At 53.3% G+C, this 22,290-nt stretch carries 1 protein-coding gene; it reads right to left on the bottom strand.

Annotated elements, in window-relative coordinates:
• Window positions 1-7 precede the first annotated feature (7 nt).
• Window positions 8-22,039, bottom strand: coding sequence for a Calx-beta domain-containing protein (locus tag FPG75_RS07765; protein ID WP_161596714.1), 22,032 nt, complete (start codon window positions 22,037-22,039; stop codon window positions 8-10).
• Window positions 22,040-22,290 lie beyond the last annotated feature (251 nt).

Here is a 22,290-nt window from a genome sequence, read left to right as displayed (position 1 = left end):
GCGGCCCTTATCTTAATATTTCTATCCAGCCTTTATATTTCCTGGTACCCTGCGCTGTTCTCACTTCCAGTATGTAGTAATAGGTACCGTCGTTCAGAGCGCTGCCATTCCAGTCGTTATGATAATCTTTGGATTGATACACCATATTGCCCCAACGGTTATAGATGTAGAGCGCGGAGCCGGGATATTTTTCCAGCCCGCCGATCACGAACCTTTCGTTCTTGCCGTCACCGTTCGGGGTGATCACGTTCGGGAACATCAGGTCCTGCCCTTCTACCTGTAATGTAACGGTGGCGGTATTATTGGTATAGTCTTTCTCCGGTTCTGTGGCGCTCACGCTGGCGGTGTTGGTTACATCATGTCCTTCGATGATGCGGCAGATGTAAGTGAGCGTTACTGCTTCGCCTGCGCCCAGCTGTCCGATGTTCCAGGTCAGCTTGCCGGCATCTGCCTGCGTAGTGCCACGCTGCGCGAGGATCGATTTAGGTATATCCAGTCCGGCTGGCAGGCTGTCCTTCACAAGCACATTGGTGTAAGGCGTGCTGCCTGTATTTTTCACCTGGATGCTGTAAGTGATATCCTGTCCCATGCGGTAAGGGCCCGTCAGAGGTTCTACCACTGCTTTCGTGATGGCCAGGTCGCCGTTGATAAGGCTTACGCCTATCTTGGTGCCAGGTACCAGGCTACATCCTGCGGCTTGGGGATCGCAGCTGCCGGTGGCTTTGGTATTAGTGCCGTCATTCACCTGCGCGGTGTTGATGATCTCTGTTACGCCAGTGAGGTCTGGCGCTGTTTTCACGACGAAGGTGACATTGGCAACAGCGCCTGCTGCAAGGTTGCTGATATTGAAAGTAACATTGCCGCCGCTGAGCGTACCACCGCTTACATAGCTGGTATTGGCAGGCACCGGATCGGTGATGGTAAAGGAAGTAGGCACATTGCCGGTGTTGCGTACATAGATGGTGTAAGTGAGCAGATCGTTCTGATGCACTTTTCCATCGGTGTTGGCAGCTGGCAGGGCAACGGTTTTCCAGGTATCGAAACCTTTCATATCGTTGTCGGTGATGCTTACCGTAGCGGTGTTCGCCGCCGCTGGCGCGAATACCAGGCTGCCGGCCGTACCACCGGTGATGGTGAGTTGTACGGTGCGCGTGCCATCCACGATCAGGTTATCGATCACCACTACCGGTATATCGGCATAGCTGGCGCCGGCGGGGATCAGCACGGAGCCTGTTAATGCCTGGTAGTCTTTCCCGCCAAGGGCGCTGCCGCTGATGGCGTAGTTCACTGTAATATCCTTCGCTACGATGATGCCTGCCGGCAGACTTACCCTGAAGCTGCCATTGGTGGCGGGTTCCGCGGCATCGGCGGTTTTGGCGATGCTGATCATCATATTCGCAGCTAGGTCGTCATCATCGGCGATGTTGACAGTAGCGCTGGCACTGGCAGCGCTGGCCGTGAAGCTGCCGAAGCTGGCGCTTGTGCCGCCGGTAACCGTGAGGATCACTGTTTCGGTGCCTTCGATGATCTTGTCGTCGATCACGTTCACGGGCACGCTTACACTGTTTTGTCCGGCAGGGATCACGACTGTGCCATTGAGCGTCGTATAGTCTACACCGTTAGTGGCAGTGCCGGCGATGGTATAGTTCACGGTAATGGCTTCTGTTGCGGTGATGCCAGCAGGCAGACTTACACTGAAGGCGCCATTCGTGGCCGGTTCTGCCGCATCGGAAGTTTTTGTAACGCTGATTGTTTTATTCAGGGAGATATTATCATCATCTGCGATGGTGATGGTAGCGCTGGCGGCGCTGGCATCCGCGGTGAAGGCAAAGGAAGTAGAACTACCGGCGCTGATGGTCAGGATCGCCGTTTCATCTCCTTCTATGATCTTGTCATCTATTACCTTCAGGTCTACTGTGACGCTGTTCTGGCCGGCGGGGATCAGCACGGTTCCATTCAGTGTCGTGTAGTCGGCGCCGTTAGAAGCGGTGCCACTCATATTATAATGAACGGTCACGTCTTCAGTAACGGTTACCCCTGCCGGTAAGCTGACGCGGTAAGCGCCGTTGGTGGCTGGTTCTGCCGCATCGCTCACTTTTGTAACGGATATCAGCTTGTTAGCGGCTACATCGTCATCATCGGCGATATTCACCGTGGCCGTGTTATTGGCCGCGCTGGCCGTGAAGTTGCCGAAGTTGGCGGACGTACCGCCGGTGACGGTAAGGATCACGGTTTCTGTGCCTTCGATGATCTTGTCGTCGATCACGGTTACCGGTACCTGCACGCTGTGCTGGCCGGCCGGGATCACTACGGCGCCGTTGAGGGTCGTGTAGTCGACACCGTTAGTGGCCGTACCGCTGACGGTGTAGTTTACGGTAATGGCGTCTGTTGCGGTAACGCCTGCGGGCAAGCTTACCGTAAAGGCGCCATTGGTGGCTGGTTCCGCAGCATCGGCGGTTTTGGTGATGCTGATCACTTTGTTCACAGCTACATCATCATCGTCGGCGATGTTGAGCGTAGCGGTAGCCTGGGTGCTGCTGGCGGTGAAGCTGCCCAAGGTAGCGGTAGTGCCGCCCCTTAGGGTCAAACTAACTGTCTCCGTGCCTTCGATGATCTTGTCGTCGATCACGGTTACCGGTATGCTGGCGCTGTGCTGGCCCGCCGGGATAACTACGCTGCCGCTGAGGGTCGTATAGTCCACCCCGTTAGTAGCAGTGCCGGCGATGGTATAGTTCACGGTAACGTCTTCTGTTGCCGTGAAGCCGGCAGGCAGGCTTACGCTGAAGGCGCCATTGGTATTGGGTTCCGCGGCATCGGATACTTTCGCGATACTGATCACTTTGTTGGCGGCTACATCGTCGTCATCTGCAATGATCACGGTGGCGGTATTCGCTGTATTGTTAACCGTGAAGGTGGCCAGGCCATCTGCTACGCCCTGGGTAAGGGTCACAACCACGGTTTCCGGTCCTTCGATGATCTTGTCGTCGATCACCTGCACCGGCAGCTGTATGCTGTTCTGGTTAGCCGGGATGGTAAGGGTGCCGCTAAGTTTAGTATAGTCGACCCCGTTAGTAGCCGTGCCGCTGATGGTGTAGCTCACGGTAACATCTTGCCCTACTGTTACGCCAGCTGGCAAACTAACGGTAAAGGCGCCATTGGTGGCCGGTTCCGCCGCATCGGCAGTTTTGGTGATGCTGATCACGGTATTAGCGGCTACATTATCATCATCCAGGATATCCACTACAGCTGCACTTACGTTGCTGCTTACATTGAAGGCGCCGAGAGTAGGCGCTGTTGCCTTGGTGATAGTGGCGATCACGGTTTCGGTAGGCTCAATGATCTTGTCATCGATCACGATCACCGGGATAAGCGCACTTTGTTGATTGGCCGGGATGGTAACCGTACCGCTCAGGGCCTGGTAGTCCACGCCGCTGGTAGCGCTGCCTGTTACCGTGTAAGTAACCGTTACTGGTTCCACGGCCGTCACCCCTGCTGGCAGGCTTACCATGAAAGCGCCGTTGGTAGCCGGTTCGGCGGCATCGGTCACTTTGGTGATGCTCAGGGTCTTATTCAGCATCGTATTATCGTCATCGGCGATGGTGATGGTGGCGCTGGCCGCGGTAGCGTCCGGCGCAAAGGTGAAGGAAGCGGAATTGCCGCCGCTGAGGGTCAGGATCGCCGTTTCATCTCCTTCTATGATCTTGTCGTCGATTACATTCAGGTTTACTATTACGCTCTGCTGGCCGGCCGGAATAATAGCGGTGCCATTTAACAACGTATAGTCAACACCGTTGGTAGCGGTACCACTCATATTGTAGTGTAGGGTCACGGCTTCGGTAACGGTCACGCCCGCCGGCAGGCTGATGCGGTAAGCGCCATTGGCAGCCGGTTCCGCCGCATTGGCAATGCGGGTAACGGACAGCAGCTCGTTGGCCGCTACGTTATCATCGTCCGCGATGTTCACCGTTGCCATACCATTAGTGGCGCTGGCTGTGAAGCTGCCGAAGCTGGCGGATGCTCCGCCATTGAGCGTCATGATCACGGTTTCATTGCCTTCAATGATCTTGTCGTCGATCACATTCACCGGAACCGATACGCTGTTTTGTCCGGCCGGGATCACAGCGGTACCGTTGAGTGTCGTGTAGTCAACACCGTTAGTGGCCGTGCCACTGATGGTATACTGTACCGTCACGTTTTCCACTGCGGCAACGCCTGTTGGCAATGAAATGGTGAAAGCGCCATTGGTATTAGGTTCTGTGGCATCGGCAGCTTTGGCTACGCTCAGCACCTTGTTGGCAGGTATATTGTCGTCGTCGGCAATGATCAATGTGCTGTTGCCGAGCGCGGGGTCTACGCCATAGGTCAGCGCGCCGGAGGCGCCGCCGCTCAGGGTGAGCACCACGCTCTCATCTCCTTCTATTAATTTATCATCTATTACTGCGACCACTACCGGTACGGACGATTGGCCTTTAGGCAGCACTACGGCGCCGCTCAGCATCGTATAGTCGGTACCGTTAATCGCCACGCCGCTCATGGTGTAGTTCACGGTGATATCTGTTGCGCTGGTAACGCCACCTGGCAGACTGATACTGAAAGATCCATTGGTAGCGGGTTCCGCTGCATTGGCTATGCGGGTTACGCCCAGTAACCTGTTCACGGCGATGGTATCATCATCGGCGATGACGAGGGTGGCCGTGTTACCGCCTGTTGCCGGCGTGAAAGCGCCCAGGGCAGCAGATGTGCCACTGTTCAAGGTGAGGATCACGGTTTCATCTCCCTCAATGATCTTGTCATCTATCACATTCACCGGAACATTTACGCTTTGCTGGTTCCTGGGTAGAACAACGGTGCCGCTGAGGGTCGTGTAGTCTACCCCGTTAGTAGCGGTACCGCTTACGCTGTAGTTGACCGTAATGTCATCGGCGGCGGTGATACCTGCGGGCAAACTGATATTGAAAGCGCCATTGGTAGCCGGTTCTGCGGCATCTTTTACTTTCGTTATTGTCAATTGCTTATTGGCAGCGGTGCTGTCGTCGTCGGCAATATTGACGGTGGCCGCACTATTGGACGTATAGGCATTACTGTAAGTATCTGTACCGCCGCCAAGCGTCATGATCACCGTTTCAGTGCCTTCGATGATCTTGTCGTCGATCACATTCACGGGAACGGGCACACTGTTTTGGCCGGCGGGCAGCACGATGGTGTTCACGGTATAATCCACCTCTCTCGTAGCGGTACCGGTGAGGGTATAGCTGAAAGTAATGGGCGCATCGGCGGTAATACCTGCGGGTAGGCTCACTTCGAAACTGCCATTAGTGGCCGGTTCCGCGGCATCGGCGGTTCTCTGTACGCTCAGTACGCGATTGGCGGCAGTGTTGTCATCATCGGCCAGGGTCATCACCGCTGTTTTGTTCGCGCCGGGTGCAAAGGTGAAGTTGGCAGAAGTGCCGCCTGTCACGGTTGCAATAATGGTTTCCGTGCTTTCGATGATCTTGTCGTCGATCACACTCACGGGCACGCCTACACTATTTTGTCCGGCGGGGATTACCACTGTGCCGCTGAGGGCCGTGTAATCTGCACCTGGCGTAGCGGTGCCGCTAACGGTGTAGTTCACGGTAACAGGTTCCACTACGGTTACGCCGGCAGGCAAACTGAAGGTAAAGAGGCCATTGGCGGCTGGTTCCGCCGCATCTGTTGTTTTAGTAACAGATACCTGCAGATTGGCCGCTGTGGCGTCATCATCAGCGATATTCACCGTAGCGCTGCCAGGCGCGCCAGGCGTATAAGGGTTGGCGGCTACGTCAGTACCATTGGTGATGGTGAGTATAGCCGTTTCCGTGAGTTCGATGATCTTGTCGTCGAGCACGTTCAATGGCAATTGTACACTGTTCTGACCTGCGGGGATGGTAACGGCATTGGCAATCGTGTAATCCGCATTCCGGGTGGCGGTACCGCTCATAGCGTAATTGACCGTGATATCGGTAGCCGCTGTGTAGCCGGTGGGCAGACTGATCATATAAGCGCCGTTGGTATTGGGTTCGGCGGCATCTTTCACTTTCTGTACGCTCAGGGTACGGTTAGCCGCCACGTTGTCATCATCCAGGATATTGATCGAAGCCTGGTTGGCGGCCGGATCAGCCGGGAAGATATAGGTATTGCCTGACGCATCTATGGCACTGCCTGAAACGATTGTCATCTGTATGGTTTCTGTGCCTTCGATGATCTTGTCGTCGATCACAGTAGCCGTTACATCTACGCTGGTTTGTCCGGCCGGGATCACCACCTGTGCGGGCACGGAATAATCCAGGCCTGCGGTGGCAGTACCGGCGAGGCTATACCCTACCGTGATATCATAGCTGGAGGCAGCGCCATTGAGTTTGATGGTGAACTTGCCATTGGTGGCCGGTTCGGCGGCATCGCCGGCAGGCACAATGCTGATAGGTGTGCTGGCAGCGGCATTTACGTCAATGATGTTCACGGTAGCCGATGCAAAGCCCGGCGCTATGGTGAAGGCAAAGCTGGGCGACGCGGCGCTGGTCATTGTGAGGATGGCTGTTTCAGGGCCTTCCACCAGCTGATCATCTATTGCGGCGAGATCGATCAGCACAAAGTTGGAGCCGGCAGGAATGGTAGCCACACCATTCAACAGCGGATAGTCGACACCGTTAGTAGCGCTACCTCCCATCGTATAATGAATGGTAACATCTTCCGAAGCGGTTACGCCCGGCTGCAAGGATATTTTGTATTGGCCATGCACGCCGCCTTCTACGGCATCGGATACTTTGGTAACCAGCACTACATTGCTGTTGGGGCCAAAGTCATTGTCGTAGATATTTACCGTGGCGGCCGCACTGGTGGCATCGGCAGTATAAGCGAACAAGGCATCGTTGCCGCCGCTGATATGCATGATCACGGTTTCGGTGGGTTCGATGATATTGTCGTCGATCACGTGCACCGGTACGTTCACACCATTCTGACCGGCAGGGATGATAATATTGCTGGTGATCGGCTGGTAGTCCGCTCCACTGGTGGCTGTGCTGGCCGGGTCTATGGTATAATTAATGGTGATATCGTTGGCGGCAGTGATACCGGCTGGCAGCGTAATGCGGAAATTACCATCTGTGGCCGGTTCTGCGGCATCGGCCGTTTTAGCGATGCGCAGTGTTCTGTTGGTGGTATTGTTATCGTCATCAGCGATGTTCACCGTGGCAGGCGTGCTGTTAACGGCGAAACCAAAGCTGGCGGAAGCGCCGCCTGTTAGGGTCATGATCACGGTTTCGGCGCCTTCAATGATCTTGTCGTCGATCACAATTACGGGAACGGATACACTGTTTTGTCCGGCCGGGATGGTTACCGTGCCGCTGAGGGTCGTATAGTCCACCCCGTTAGTGGCGGTACCGCTGACCGCGTAGGTAACGCTCACATCTTCCGAGCTGGTGATACCAGCAGGCAATGCGATGCGGAAAGCACCATTGGTGGCTGGTTCTGCGGCATCGGCTATCGCGGTGGCGCTCAGTATTTTATTGGCCGCTACGTTATCATCGTCCGCTATCGTAACGGTAGCATTTTGATGCGCCGCATCAGCGGTGAAGCTGAAGGAAGTTGAAGTACCGGCAGTCAGTGTAGCGATCACGGTTTCTGTGTTTTCGATGATCTTGTCGTCGATCACATTTACCGGGATGATCACGCTGTTCTGGCCGGCAGGGATCACCACGGCGCCGCTCAGGGTCGTATAGTCTACCCCGTTAGTAGCGGTACCGGCGATGGTATAGGTAGCGGTGATATTTTCGGCGGCCGTGACGCCAGCAGGCAATTGCAGGGTGAATGCGCCATTGGTAGCTGGTTCGGCGGCATTGGCCGTTTCGTAAATAGACAAAGTTTTATTAGCAGCGGTGTTATCGTCGTCCGCAATATTGGCAGTAGCGCTACCTTGTGTAGTGCTGGCGCTGAGCGCACCGAAGCTGGCGGAGCTGCCGCCTGTGAGCGTTAACACCACTGTTTCGTTGCCTTCGATGATCTTGTCGTCGATCACATTCAGCGGGATGCTCGCGCTGTTCTGGCCAGCGGGGATCACCACGCTGCCGCTGAGGGTCGTGTAGTCCACACCGTTAGTAGCCGTGCCGTTCACAGTATAGGTAGCGGTTATGGCCTCGCTGAAGGTAACGCCGGCGGGCAAGCTTACCAGGAAGGCGCCATTGGTAGCGGGTTCCGCGGCATCGGCCGTTTTGGTGATACTCAGCACTTTATTGGCAGCGGTATTGGAATTATCTGCAATGATCACCGTCGCGGATTTATTCACGGCGTCCGGTGTGAAGGTAAAGCTGGCAGAAGTGCCACCGGTTACGGTAAGCACCACGGTTTCATCTCCCTCTACAATATTATCAGCGATCACATTCACCGGGATATTGACACTGTTCTGTCCTGCCGGGATCACTACGCTACCGCTGAGCGTAGTATAGTCGACACCGTTAGTGGCAGTGCCGCTGATGGTATAGTTCACCGTTACGGCTTCCGCCACGGTGATACCTGCGGGCAAACTTACCAGGAAGGCGCCATTGGTGGACGGTTCTGCCGCATCTTTCACTTTGGTGATACTGATCATTTCATTGGCGGCGGTGTTGTCATCATCTGCAATATTTACGGTAGCGGTGTTCGCTGCACCGGCAGTAAAATTGCCCAGACTGGCAGTGGTACCGCCTGTCAGCGTAACGACCACTGTTTCGGTATTTTCGATGATCTTGTCATCGATCACGTTAACGGGAACGGATATACTGTTTTGTCCGGCAGGGATCACGGCAGTACCGGAGAGGGTGGTATAGTCTGCACCCGGTGTAGCGGTGCCCGCTACAGTGTAACTCACGGTCACATCTTCAGCGGCCGTAATGCCAGCGGGCAGGCTGATGCTGAAAGCGCCATTGGTAGCCGGTTCTGCGGCATCGACAGTTTTGGTAATGCTCAGCGCTTTATTGGCGGCGGTATTATCGTCATCGGCAATATTCACGGTAGCCGTGGCCGTACCGGCGCTGAAGCTGAAGCTGCCAGCGGTACCACCCGTGATGGTAGCAATCACGGTTTCCACCGGTTCAATGATCTTGTCGTCGATCACTATCACGGGAACGGATACACTATTTTGACCGGCCGGGATGATCACTGATCCTGACAGGGTACTATAATCTTTCCCCGGGGTAGCAGTACCGGCAAGGGTATAGCTCACCTGGATATCCTGCGCAGCGGTGATACCGGCAGGTAAACTGATGCTGAAAGCGCCGTTGGTAGCCGGTTCCGCCGCATCGGCGGTTTTAGTGATGTTCAGTACCTGGTTGGCAGGCGTGTTATCGTCATCGGCAATGGTGAGGGTGGCGGTTCCATTGCTGCCGGGGCTGAATGCGCCGAAGTTGGCGGAGCTGCCGCCTACGAGTGTTGCCACCACGGTTTCATCGCCTTCGATGATCTTGTCGTCGATCACATTCACCGGCAATGCCACGCTGTTCTGGCCGGCAGGGATGGTGATGACGCCGCTCAATGCCGTATAGTCGGTACCGTTAGTAGCCGTGCCGCCTATGGTATAGTTCACGGTGATATCCTGCGAGTAGGTAACACCTGTGGGCAGACTGATGCTGAAGCTGCCATTGGTGGCCGGTTCTGCGGCATCGGCGGTTTTAGTGATGCTCAGTACTTTATTAGCTGGTATATTATTGGGATCTCTGATCACTACGGTAGCGCTGCTCTCCGTAGTGCTGGGCGTAAACGCGCCGAAACCTGGAGCAGTACCGCCGGTAAGGGCCATGATCACCGTTTGATCCGGTTTGATCGTTGGATTAGGCAACAGCGTTACCGGTACGTTCACGCTGTTCTGGCCGGCAGGGATCACCACAGTGCCACTCAGGGTAGCATAGTCGGTACCTGCGGTGGCCGTACCAGATACGGTATAGGTTACCGTAACCGCTACGCTGCTGGTATAACCAGCCGGGAGACTGATCGTGAAAGCGCCATTGGTGGAAGGTTTCACGGCATCGGCGGCTTTCGCTACGCTCACTACCTGGTTAGCTGCTATATTATCATCGTCGGCAATATTGAGCGTTGCGCTGTTATTGCCTGTGAAGGTAAAGCTGGTGGAGGCGCCGCCTTTCAGGGTGAGCGCCACGGTTTCGTTGCCTTCGATAATTTTGTCGTCGATCACATTCACGGGGATGCTTACACTGTTCTGGCCGGCGGGAATGATCACGCTGCCGCTCAGTGTCGTGTAGTCGGCGCCGTTAGTAGCCGTGCCGGCGATACCATAGTTCACCCTTACATCTTCGCTCACGGTGATGCCCGCAGGCAGACTTACGCTGAAACTGCCATTGGTGGCGGGTTCGGCGGCATCGGCGATTTTAGTGATGGTCAGCGCTTCATTAGCGGCGATATTATCATCATCCGCAATTATGACGCTGTCCGTTTTTTGGCTGCTGATATAGAAAGGTACGGCGGCCGCGCCTACAGACGAGATATCAGCCACTACGCTTTCTTTATTTTCGATGATCTTGTCGTCTATCACATTCACCGGTATCTGCACGCCGTTCTGACCGGCGGGGATCACCACCACGCCGCTCAGGGCCTGGTAGTCGACATCTTTGGTAGCGGTACCGCTCACCAGATAATGCACGGTAACAGGCCATGCAGCCGTGATGCCGGTGGGCAAGCTTACGGTGAAGGCGCCATTGGTAGATGGCTCGGCCGCATCGGCGGTTTTAACGAGGCTCACGCTTTTGTTGGCTGCGGTATCGTCATCGTCTGCGATCACCATGGTGGAAGTGGCAGTAGCGCCGCCAGCGGTGAAAGTGAAGCTGGTGGAGGCGCCGCCGGTAATGGTAGCGATCGCCGTTTCATCTCCCTCTATGATCTTGTCGTCGATCACATTCACGGGAACGGATACACTATTCTTTCCGGCAGGGATCACTACTGTGTTGGCAATTGTCGTATAGTCGGTGCCATTGGTAGCTGTGCCGCTGATCGCAAGATTAACAGTCACCGGCTCGGATACGGTAACGCCGGCGGGTAAGCTGACAGTAAATGCTGCATTGGTATTGGGCTCCGCTGCATCGCCGGTTTTGGTGATACTGAGCACTTCGTTGGCAGCGATATTATCATCGTCTGCAATATCCAGGCTGGCGCTGCCATTGGTAGCGCCCGGCGTGAAACTGCCCACGGCAGAGGTACCGCCCGTAAGTGTGAGCACCACTGTTTCGGTACCTTCGATGATCTTGTCATCGATCACATTCACGGGAACGGATACACTGCTCTTTCCGGCAGGGAGGATCACGCTGCCGCTTAAAGTAGTATAGTCGGTACCGTTAGTGGCCGTGCCGCTAAGGGTATAGTTCACAGTAATATCCTGCGCGCAGGTGATACCGGCGGGCAAAGAGATGCTGAAAGCGCCATTGGTGGACGGTTCGGCAGCATCCGCCGTTTTGGTGATGCTCAATACTTCATTGGCGGCCGTATTATCATCATCGGCGATATTTACGGTAGCATTGTTGTAGACAGGATCGCTGGTGAAAGTGAAACTGGCAGACTTACCCGTTACCAGGGTGGCGGTCACGGTTTCGTTGCCTTCGATGATCTTGTCGTCGATCACATTCACGGGCAGTGGTACGCCGTTTTGTCCGGCAGGCAGTACGACGGTACCCTTCAATGCCGTATAGTCGACGCCGTTAGTGGCTGTACCGGCTACCGTATAGTTAACCGGTACATCTTCTGAAGAGGTATAACCTGCAGGCAGGCTGATCACGAAAGCGCCATTGGTGGCCGGCTCCGCCGCGTCTGACAGGTTCCGGATACTCAGTACCGCCTGTGAGAGATCATTATCCGTAATATTAAGCGTAGCGGTATTTTGCGTATTGCTGATACCATAAGGATTGGCAGAAGTAAGGCCGCTGGCGCCGGTGAGCGTCACCGCTACGGTTTCTGTATTCTCGATGATCTTGTCGTCAATCACCAGTACCGGCAGTGAAACGCTTTGTGCGCCTGACTTGAGCACTACCGTGCCATTTAAAGTATTATAGTCAGCGCCGTTGGTAGCGGAACCGCCTACGCTGTAGTTGATCGTGATATCTTCCGTAGCAGTGATACCTGTGGGCAAGCTGATCGTGAAAGCGCCGTTGGCGCCACCTTCTGCCCCATCCTGTGCTTTCTGTATGCTCAGCACCTGGTTGGCGCTAACAAGGCCGCCGAAGACGGAGAAGTTCTGCAGGTTGTTGAACTGTACATAGTTGACGCCGTCAACTGTACCGGAAGCCGCAGGTGTAAGCGCGGTGATGTTATTCAGGTTTTCCGGCGTGATATCGGCCATGGTGGCGGCGATATCGCCGGTATGTTTGAACCAGGTCCATTGTTGTGGCGCGGATACATTGCGAGTGCCGGACAGATAGGTGCTGGCGCTGTCTTTGCCGGCAGGATCCCAGAGCAGGCGCAGTTTCACGCCGCCGTTAGTGGTGAGCGGTGCGCCGGTGTAAGAGATCTGCAAGAGGCGGCGCATCAGCTGTATACCATAGTTGGTACCGTTGCTGGCGCCCAGGGCGCTCTGCGCTTTGCTAACATCCACGATGGCGGCGCCGAAGTCTGTAGCATTAGCGGTGTTGCCATTCAGGTCTATGGCCGCGATGTATTTAGTGGCATCTGCCGGATCAATGAAGTATATCCAGTTACCTTCCTTACAGATGCTGGCAGCCGTTTTGGCCGCGCCATCCGCTACCAGGCTGGCAGTGCGTACCGGGTGACTGGTAGTGATCGTGAACACCGCGCCGGCAGGTATATTGCTGACGGCGTTGAAGAGCACTTTTTTATTGGTACTGTCGTAAGCGCTGGCTTTTATTTCTGTGATAGTGCCGGTGGCGAAGTTGCCATCGCCATCATTATCTATCAACAGGGAGAAATCGCTGATGTCTTTACCGGCATAAGTAACGCCATTCAAATCGAAGGCCATGGCCAACAGCTGCGCAGCGTTGAAATTGCTGTATTGTACTTTCCACTGTTGCGACAGGCGCTGGCTAACGCAGCTACCCGATGGCAGGTTGGTATTGATAGCCGTCAACAGGTTACTGTTACTGCCCCAGATCATATAGCTTTTATCAGCGCCGAAAGTAGCAGTGTTAGTGATGTTGTCTGTTTCAATGGAATTGAGGCCCACACTGAGGATAGCGCCGGCGTTGATGCTGCGCGACTGCTTCTGGTTAAGCCCTTCCACTTCATCATAACCGATACCGGCGATGTTGTTATTGTAGCCGGCATTGGCAGTAGCGTCCCAGATCACGGTGCTGTCGGTAGCGAGATAATTACCCGGCGTGGTCTGATCTAATGTATAACCATATTTGATGCCGAGATAAGATTCCACTTTGCGGAGCTGACCCGGGTTTAACGCGAACGGATATACGATCAGATCGCCCATGGCGCCATTCCAGTTTTCCGCTGTGGAGAGGAAGGAGCCCACTTTCGCCAGGGCAGTGCCAGTGTTCCAGCCTGGTTTGTTCAGTGCATTCAGCTGTTTGGTTTTGCTGTACAAAGTGGCAGTACCGCCTGCGCCAGCCCATACGGCGGCCATCTCATCAGGCCGCGCAGTTTGCCAGAAACCGGCGGAAGGCACATCATCCGAAATACCTACAAAATAGGCGGCGCCGCTGATGCTGGCGATACCGCTACCTTGTGAAGCGGCGTTAGCGCCCCAGCTCATGAAATAACCATTGCCGCTGAGCGTATTTGTTTTACCTACGCCGAAAAGCGTTCTGGCACTGGTACCAGTAGGCAGCTTGCTTACATCCAGGTTCATGAAATTGGAACCGCTGAATTTCAGCGCAGGGTTGTAGTTGATATTGTCTGTTGTATTGTTGACATACTTCGGCTGCGATGCTGCAACAGGCTGTAAGGCGTTGTTCAGATAAGAAGCGAAATCTGTCCAGGTATCGATAGGGGTATTATCAGCGGATGAAGAAGTACCATAGTCGGGACGCAGCCACAGCGCGGTACCGGCTATACCACCCGGTGATTTGATATATCCGCCGAAGCTGAAGTACTGTCCTGAATTAAAGGTAACATTGGCCGCATAGTGTTTCACGCCATTGAGGGTGATGACCTGCAAAGGAATGAATTGGTCCGCGCCGTTGATCACGTTATCATCACTCACGATGAGGTAAGACTGTTTTGGATTCGGCAAGGCGGTATACGGAATCGCTACCTGTACCTGGCTGTTCATGCCGGCTGTTTGCGCTACTTTCCACAACCTGCTCATGCGATAGTTCACCACCGGGTGGCCTGTTACGGCCGTTCTGAAGCTGAGGGAATTGTTATCATCTCCCCACACCAGGTAATGACCACTGGCAGCAAAGGCATTGGTATTGCCTTTATTCGTTTCTGCCAGGCTGCCCAATCCAATGGCCACCTGTGTGCCGCTGTTGATACTGCGCGATTGCCGCTGTTGCAGATCTTCGATATCATCCCGGCCAATACCGGCGATATTGTTGTTGAAGCCAGTATTGGCAGTAGTATCCCAGATAACATTGTTGGCAGTATTGGTATAGCTACTGTTTAAAGTAATACCATATTTGATAGCGAGATAAGTTTCAATCTTGTTGCGGTCTGCCGCATTATTAGCTGCGCTATATAACACGATCTCTGAAATATCCCCGGTCATTTTACCATCGGCAGTGGAGCGGTCGCCAATTTGCGGTATGCCGGTCATGACGGCGCCTGTGGTACCGGTGATAACAGAGGTAGCATTTCTGCGATAGATATTTGTTCCGCCGCTATTCCAGACATCAAATTCTCCGGAGGGCGGCGCCGGCGCTGTCATATAAGACGTAGGACCGGCCGTGCTGATGCCCGTGTACACCAGTGAGCTGAAGCTATGCATGAAATACCGGGAAGAAGCATCGCCGGCATTGGTAGTGGGCGATACAACAGCGCCGCGGTTGGCAGCAGGCGCGCCGGTCCATGCATTGGCAGTAAATGCCTCGGCCATATCGATACTGGTGTTGCCTACCAACTTACCTGCGCCGCCAAAGCGTACCAGCGGGTTGAAGTTCACATACGCCAAAGGCGCAGTGGGCGCGGTTCCAGACACCGTGAAGGTATTGTTACCTGATTGATCCAGCCAGTTGCTCACATTGCCGCTGCTTTGCGTAATGCCATCATCTGCCTTCACCCACATACTAACATTATTGGTCACGCCTCCCGGCGCTTTCAATACAGCCCCAATGGTGAAGTAAGCGCCATCAGGAATATTGCTGCTGTTGAATGTGAGCTGGTTGCCATTAAATGGTATCGCCTGTGTAATATTAGCCGGCGCAAAGTTGGGATCTGTATTGCTGACCAGCAAGTATTTGGAAGTGCCGTTAATATTGGCTTGTATGGTAATATTCTGATCTGCCCATGCCGTTTTCCTCATCTTCCATACACGGGCCATACGGCGGGTAACGCTCGGCATCAGCGGCGTGCTGGCTACAACCGGGTAGCCAACGGCAGACAAGCCATTATCTGCAAAAACAAGGAAAGATTTATCGTTGGTGATGGTATTGGTATTATCACTATTGGTGATAGCAATGTTATTGCCCAATGCAACAGTGATGAAGCCAGTGTCTACACTTAAAGACTGTTTGGTATTTAAAGCGGTGCTATCGTCGCGGCCGATACCGGTGATCCTGTTCTTGTAAACAGCATCGGCATTCCAGTATTTCGTGCCATCGGTGGCTAGGTAATCAGTAGCGCCATTGTTGATAGTGATACCGTATTTAAGACCGAGGTAAGATTCTACCGACTGGCGTTCGGCATCTGACAGTATACGGTTATAAGCGACCACTTCTCCCATATTACCCATCCAGTAAAATCCTCTGGCGGCGATGGTACGGGAGCCAATGGAAACGAGATTGGCGGTGAGTGGCGTTAGATTGATCGTACCCTGGTTGTCCAACGTATAGTTTTCAAACATACGTATGCCGTTGGGCGTATTGCTGGCCTGCGTGGCGCTGAAGATATAAGGCTTACCAGGTAAAGCGGTGGCGCTACCGGTTACAGCCAATACTGACGCTGCATTCTCCAGGTATTGTGTTTGTCCGCTATTAACCACCCGGTACTCCATACCGTGAGCGGAGCCTACGGCGCCGCTGCCTACCAGCTCTCTAACGGCAGCAAAGCCTGAACCACTGGCCACCGCAAAAATGGTTGCTGTTGTGGGGTCTATGCGCGTGGTATTAATATCCATGAAATCAGCCGCACCATCGAACAGCAGGCCATAGTTGAAGTTGAGCGCCTTTGCATCAGTAGTTGGCTGACTGGCCACTACAGGCTGCAAGGCAGTATTGCCTAAATTGCTATAGTCGTTCCATGCGCTGCCGCCGGACACGCCATCATCTGCACGTAACCAGAAGGTAACGCCGTTATTCACGCCGTTAGGTCCTACGGCCGGTCTGGCAAAAGTGAAATAGGCGCCATTGGCCAGCAGGCTGCTGTTCAGCGTTACCGTGCTATCGGCCTTGACTTTATACAAGGTGTTGCCGGTAGCAAATGTGGGGTCTGCGCTCACCATCAGGTAAGTTTTGCTGTTGCCGCCGGCCACTTTTAGGGTAATCGTTTGATCGGCCCATCCTGTTTTTGTTACTTTAAATATCCTGCCCATGCGCACATTCACGCTGCTTACACCGCTTACCGGTGCTGCATATGCAGTGGTTAAACCATTATCACTGAAAGAGAAGAAAGATTTATCGTTGGTAATGGTATTCGTATTTGTTTGGTTAGATGCAGCGATACCTGTGCCCAATGCGATAGCGACGGTACCGGTATCTACACTCTGCGATTGTTTCTGTTGCAGGAAAGACAGGTCATCACGGCCGATGCCGGTGATATGCTTATTGTAAGTGGCATCAGCGGCCCACATCTTCGTTACGCCATCGCTGGCGAGATAATCCGTTGGCGTGGTTTGATCGAGCGTGGTACCGTATTTCAGGGCGAGATAAGATTCTATCTTCTGACGGTCGGTAGCAGTGAGTGCGGTGATATCATTATAGATGATCACTTCCGGAATGCTACCATTGAAGTAACCGTTGCCATGCCATACACCGAGGTTGGTAGCGTAGTTACCGCCATTATAGGCAGAGTAATCAAAAGTGCCCGTAGCGGTAGCCATGGTGGTACGGTCGCGGAATACATTAATATTGCTCACCGTTTTGGTGAAGCTCCATACATTGGTTTTACCCAGGGTACCGCCCCATGGCCCACTGAGGCGCCAGCCATAAGGCGCATCGAAGTAGAAATTACCATCTGTTTGTGAAGGAGCAGTTACCACCGGGTAGTTGTTGGTGGTCATCTGATCGAAGATACCGCCGTTAGCGCCGGCCGCCAGCGCGCTGGTAGAAGAGGCCGCGAATACCGCGAAGTTCTGTACCGGGCCGTTGCCGAATACAGAAGAAGCAGGATCTACTACATTCGCTTTCCCGAAATATTGTACGCCGGCGAAAGTGGCGGTTGGATTGAAGTTCATGCTGCCCGCCGCTATGCCAGGCTGGTTGGCCACACTGGGCTGCGGGATATTGATATTCGTGCCACTGAAATCATTCCATTGCTGCGGGCTCAAACCCTGATCTGCACGATACCAGGCGGCAATGCCCTTAATCACGCCGGCAGGTCCGTTGAAGCGCGTCGCAAAAGTGAAATAGCTGGCATTGGCCAGCTGGCTGCTGTTCAGCGTGATCCTGTTATTGACAACCGGCAATATGCTGGTGCCTGTTGCGAAGGTGGGATCATTACTGATGAGCAGGTATTTGGGGGCAGAGAAAGTATAAGTGGTGTCTGCCAACAAAGTAATGTTCTGATCTGCCCAATTGGTTTTCTGTACTTTCCAGGTATTGCCGAGCCTATGCGTCACACCCGTCAAACCGTTAATGGGCGTGTATTTGATCGTACCGTTATTGTCACTGATCACGAAGAAAGACTTATCATTGGTGATCGTCGCATTCACATCTTTATTATTGCTGAAGATGCTATTGCCCAGTGCCAGCGTTACGTAACCGGCATCTGCGCTGCGCGACTGCCGCTGATCCAGCGCGGTGATTGTATCACGGCCAATACCGGTGATATGCGCCGCATAAGCGCTGTTGGCCGATGCGCTCCAATATACGGTACCATCAGTGGCCACATAATCCGGAGACGCAAGCGGTGTTACCGGGTTAATGGTGATACCATATTTAAGCGCGAGATAAGATTGTATCTTCTGAAGATCCAGGCTGGTCATCGCGGAATTATCTGTATACACAATCATCTCCGCTACGTTACCGTTAAACCCGGCTCCCGTTGTCTCGGAACCAAAATAGAAAGGCGCATTAACACCGTTATAGTTAGCCAGCGGCCCTGTCCACATGGCCAGTAGATGATTATTCACAGACGCATCCATCGTGGTGCCGCTAGCCCTTCTGTTGAAGGTGAACAAGGAAGGCGTATTGTAGGTACCGCCCCACGGCGCATTGATGCGGTAACTATAAGGCGCATCAAAATATACTTGTCCGTCGGAGTATGGCGTATAACCACGATAAAGATTCCCGTTACTGGCTGCTTCTGCAAATTCCGCATGCGCTACGCTGGTAGTTGGCATTGCCACTACCAATACGCTGGAGTTCTGGATACTGCCTGTACCAAATACGGAGTTGCTGGACAAATAAGTATTACTATTGAAGTACAGGGCCGGGTTGAAGTTGGCGCCATTGGACAGGAATGTTGGCTGACTACCGGCAACAGGCTGTCTTTGAGGTTTTCCATTACCGCTATAATCAATGATCAAACTGCTGCTGCCGCCTGCATCCGCTCTCCACCATGCTCCTATTCCCTTGTTCACATTCGCCGGGCCTCTTAACAATGCGCCGGTAGTAAAGTAAATGCCATTGCTCAGCAGGCTGGAGTTGATAGTCACCGCGCCGGTGGAATCCAGCGCCAGTTCCTGGTTCAGCGTAGCAAAAGCAGGATCCGTGCTGATCAGCAGGTAATTGGCCTTACTGCCACTATTGAACCGCAGGGTAATAGATTGATCTGCCCAGTTGGTACGCTGTACTTTCCAGATGCGCGCCATGCGCTGCGTTGCTTTCGTTCCATTCACCGGGATATTATACAATACAGCGCCATCGTTATCGCTGAAAGAGAGGAAGCTCTTATCATTGGGGATCGTGCTGTTATTGGCGCCATTGGAGGCCATCACAGCATTGCCGGCGGCGATTGTTACCACGCCATCATCTACGCTGAGCGATTGTTTCTGTTGCAGGAAAGATACATCATCACGGCCGATACCGGTTACACGTTTCTTGTATACCGGATCAGCGGACCACATCTTCGTTACGCCATCGCTGGCGAGATAATCTGTAGGCGTGGTCTGGTCGAGCGTTACACCGTATTTAAACGCCAGGTAAGATTCTATCTTCTGACGATCAGTAGCACTGAGCGCGGTGATATCACTATATATAATTACTTCGGGGATATTTCCGTTGAAGAGCGCTCCGCCATACCAGATGCCGAGGTTGGACGCGTAGTTGCCCGCATTGCCGCCAAAAACATAACTGCCATTATTGCTCACTACCGTTGCGCGGTCGCGGAACACGCTCATGTTGGTAGTCGTTTTGGTGAAGCTCCACACATTCGTTTTGCCGATGGCGCCGCCCCAGGGCGCATTGGCGCGGAAGCTGTAAGGCGCGTCGAAATACACGTTGCCATCTGTATAAGAAGGACATGTGATCACTCCGTAGTTGGTAGTTGTGTTCTGGTCAAATATAGCGCCGGCGTTGAGCGCAGCGGAAGATGACGCGGCGAAGACGGCAATGTTCTGCAGGCTACCGTTACCAAATACGGAAGATGCAGGATCTACTACATTCAGCTTACCAAAATATTGCGCGCCGTTGAAAACGGCGGTGGGGTTAAAGTTCATGCCACCGGGCTGCACGGCTGGCTGCGCGGCGGCGCTGGCCTGCGGCAGGTTGATATTGTAGCCGCTGAAATCACTCCATTGCGCGCTGCTCAAGCCCTGGTCGCCACGGTACCACGCAGCAATGCCGGCATTGACGCCGGCCGGTCCTCTTACCGTGATGGGCAACATACTACTGAACTCTGAAGTACCGCAGGTATTAGCCGGTATGCGGAGCGTGGCCGTCCAGAAGCCGCTGGCAGTGGCCCCCGGGCCGGTATTGTAAGTGATCGTTTGCGTGTTCACACCGGCGGATAGCCCGTTGAGCGTAGTTACATAATATTGTCCGCTGCTGCTGGAGATACCCGGATCATTAGCATAGATATCTACCGAATAGGTAGCGCCGGCGGTGATATTCGGGATATTGATCTTCAGCTGGTACTGCCCGCCGCCCAATGTGGTGGAAGAAAGCAACACTGGCACTTTAGCGCCGGCATTGGTATAACTGCAATTACCTGCATTGGCGAATTTGATGCCCGCCGTACCATTGTTATAAATGGCATTGTTGCTGATCACAATATTGGTCGGGTTATCGCTGTACACGCCAGCGCCGCCGCAATCGTGGATCACGCAACCTGTTACCTGTGCGTTATTGGCGCTTCCCGTACTGCTATACCACCAGATACCATTCGATGCGGCATTCACGATCGTATCACCGGTGAAACTCGCATCCGAAGCCAGCGCACCGGTACTAACGGAGAAAACAATACCTGAACGGGTACTGTTGATAAAACTGGAATTGTTAACGACGACGCCTGTTTTGGCCACGTTGTTATAGAACTCTATACCATCATAACAATTGTTGAATTTCGATTGCTGTAGCTGGAAACCATTGACGGTCCCCCATACCGCGATACCATCCCCAACGGCGTTATTGATCGCCACTTTATTGAGCGTCACATTATTGACAGTGGCATTTGTCCCGAAGTAAATACCCCATCCCCCATCTAGTGTCGTTCCCTTTGCATCCGCATCCAGTATCGTATTGCTGATATTAAGCGTATTAACGTTCCCTTGCAGGAATATCATGCGGTTATCGGCGGCGGTATTGGAGTACAACACCCCGGGGATCATCACTTTGGAATTGCTGATCGTAACATTGCTGGCCGTTGCATCGAACATAATGCCACGCAGGTCTGCATCTTTAATGGTACAGTTATCGATCGTAATGCCATCACTGTTGTTCAGGAAACGGATCGCATAATCGCCATTGTCGGTGCTAGACCGCGTGAACGTGAAGGAGCTGTTTTTTATGCTAACATTGGTGTTGTTAAAAGCAGAAAAGAAACCGGTAGATACACCATTTGCAACAGAATCCACGGTAACATGGTCCAGTAAAATATTATTACCGGTTTGTACGGGGCCGCCATTATTATCAAAATAGATCGCATTCTGTACGCCGGTGATGCGGCTGTTGGTAAGCGTGAAACCATTGACAGACGCGCCACGGAACACGATCCCCTCACAACCCCTGGCATTGCCCTGCGAGCTGATGTTGATATTGTCCATCACCAGGTTGGTTTGCGTACCGCCCATGAAATGGAATACACGTCCGATCAGCAAAGGATTGGCGCTATTGCAAGGTTCGATATCGCTGGTGTAAATATTTTTGACAGTAAGGCCGGTAGAATTTCCGCTTACCGACATAAATAAATTCAGATAGTTGCCAGTAGTGCTGTAAGTGGTGATATGATCTACCGTTACACCGGTGGTGTTGGGCTGGATGGTAAAATAAATATCTCCGGCGTTCGTCAGCGTGAAATTCTTCACCGTCACGCTATCTGCGTTAATGATAAAAGGATTGGTGACCGTGTTCACCCCGGAGGAGTTGATGGTGATCTTGTTCCCCCCGTCGATAGTAAGTTTCTTTGCCGTGATGGTGGGCATTGTTGTGAGGATCGTTATCTGTCCGTATACCGAAAACGTGATGGTATGCGGTCCTACCCCTGCGGCATTTGCATCGAGGATGGCCTGGCGGAGTGAGCCAGTACCGGCATCATTTGTATTGGTTACTACAAATGAAGCGGCCATTGTTGTTTGCTGCCATAACAGGCCTGTCAAGAGCAGGAGCATTAGGCGCAAATACCAACGACCGCCACCGGTTAGTCGAAACAGGATATTGGTAGTGAAACGAAAATAACGGTTGCAAAACAATTTGTGCGGCTGAAACATACCTGTGCTATTTGGGTAAAACACGGACACATCGGGCTTGCCGTAAAGCAAACACCAATTGCCTGAGAATCGCTGGAAAAAAATGCTTGAAAGATGCTATTGATCAGAATAATGACGATACCACGCCCTCACATGGCAAAAATTGGCTGGTA

The organism is Chitinophaga vietnamensis, from assembly GCF_902167635.1.
GTDB classification, from domain to species: Bacteria; Bacteroidota; Bacteroidia; order Chitinophagales; family Chitinophagaceae; genus Chitinophaga; species Chitinophaga vietnamensis.
The sequence above is the reverse complement of the archived record's forward strand: the minus strand, read 5'-3'. Positions and strand labels throughout refer to the sequence as shown.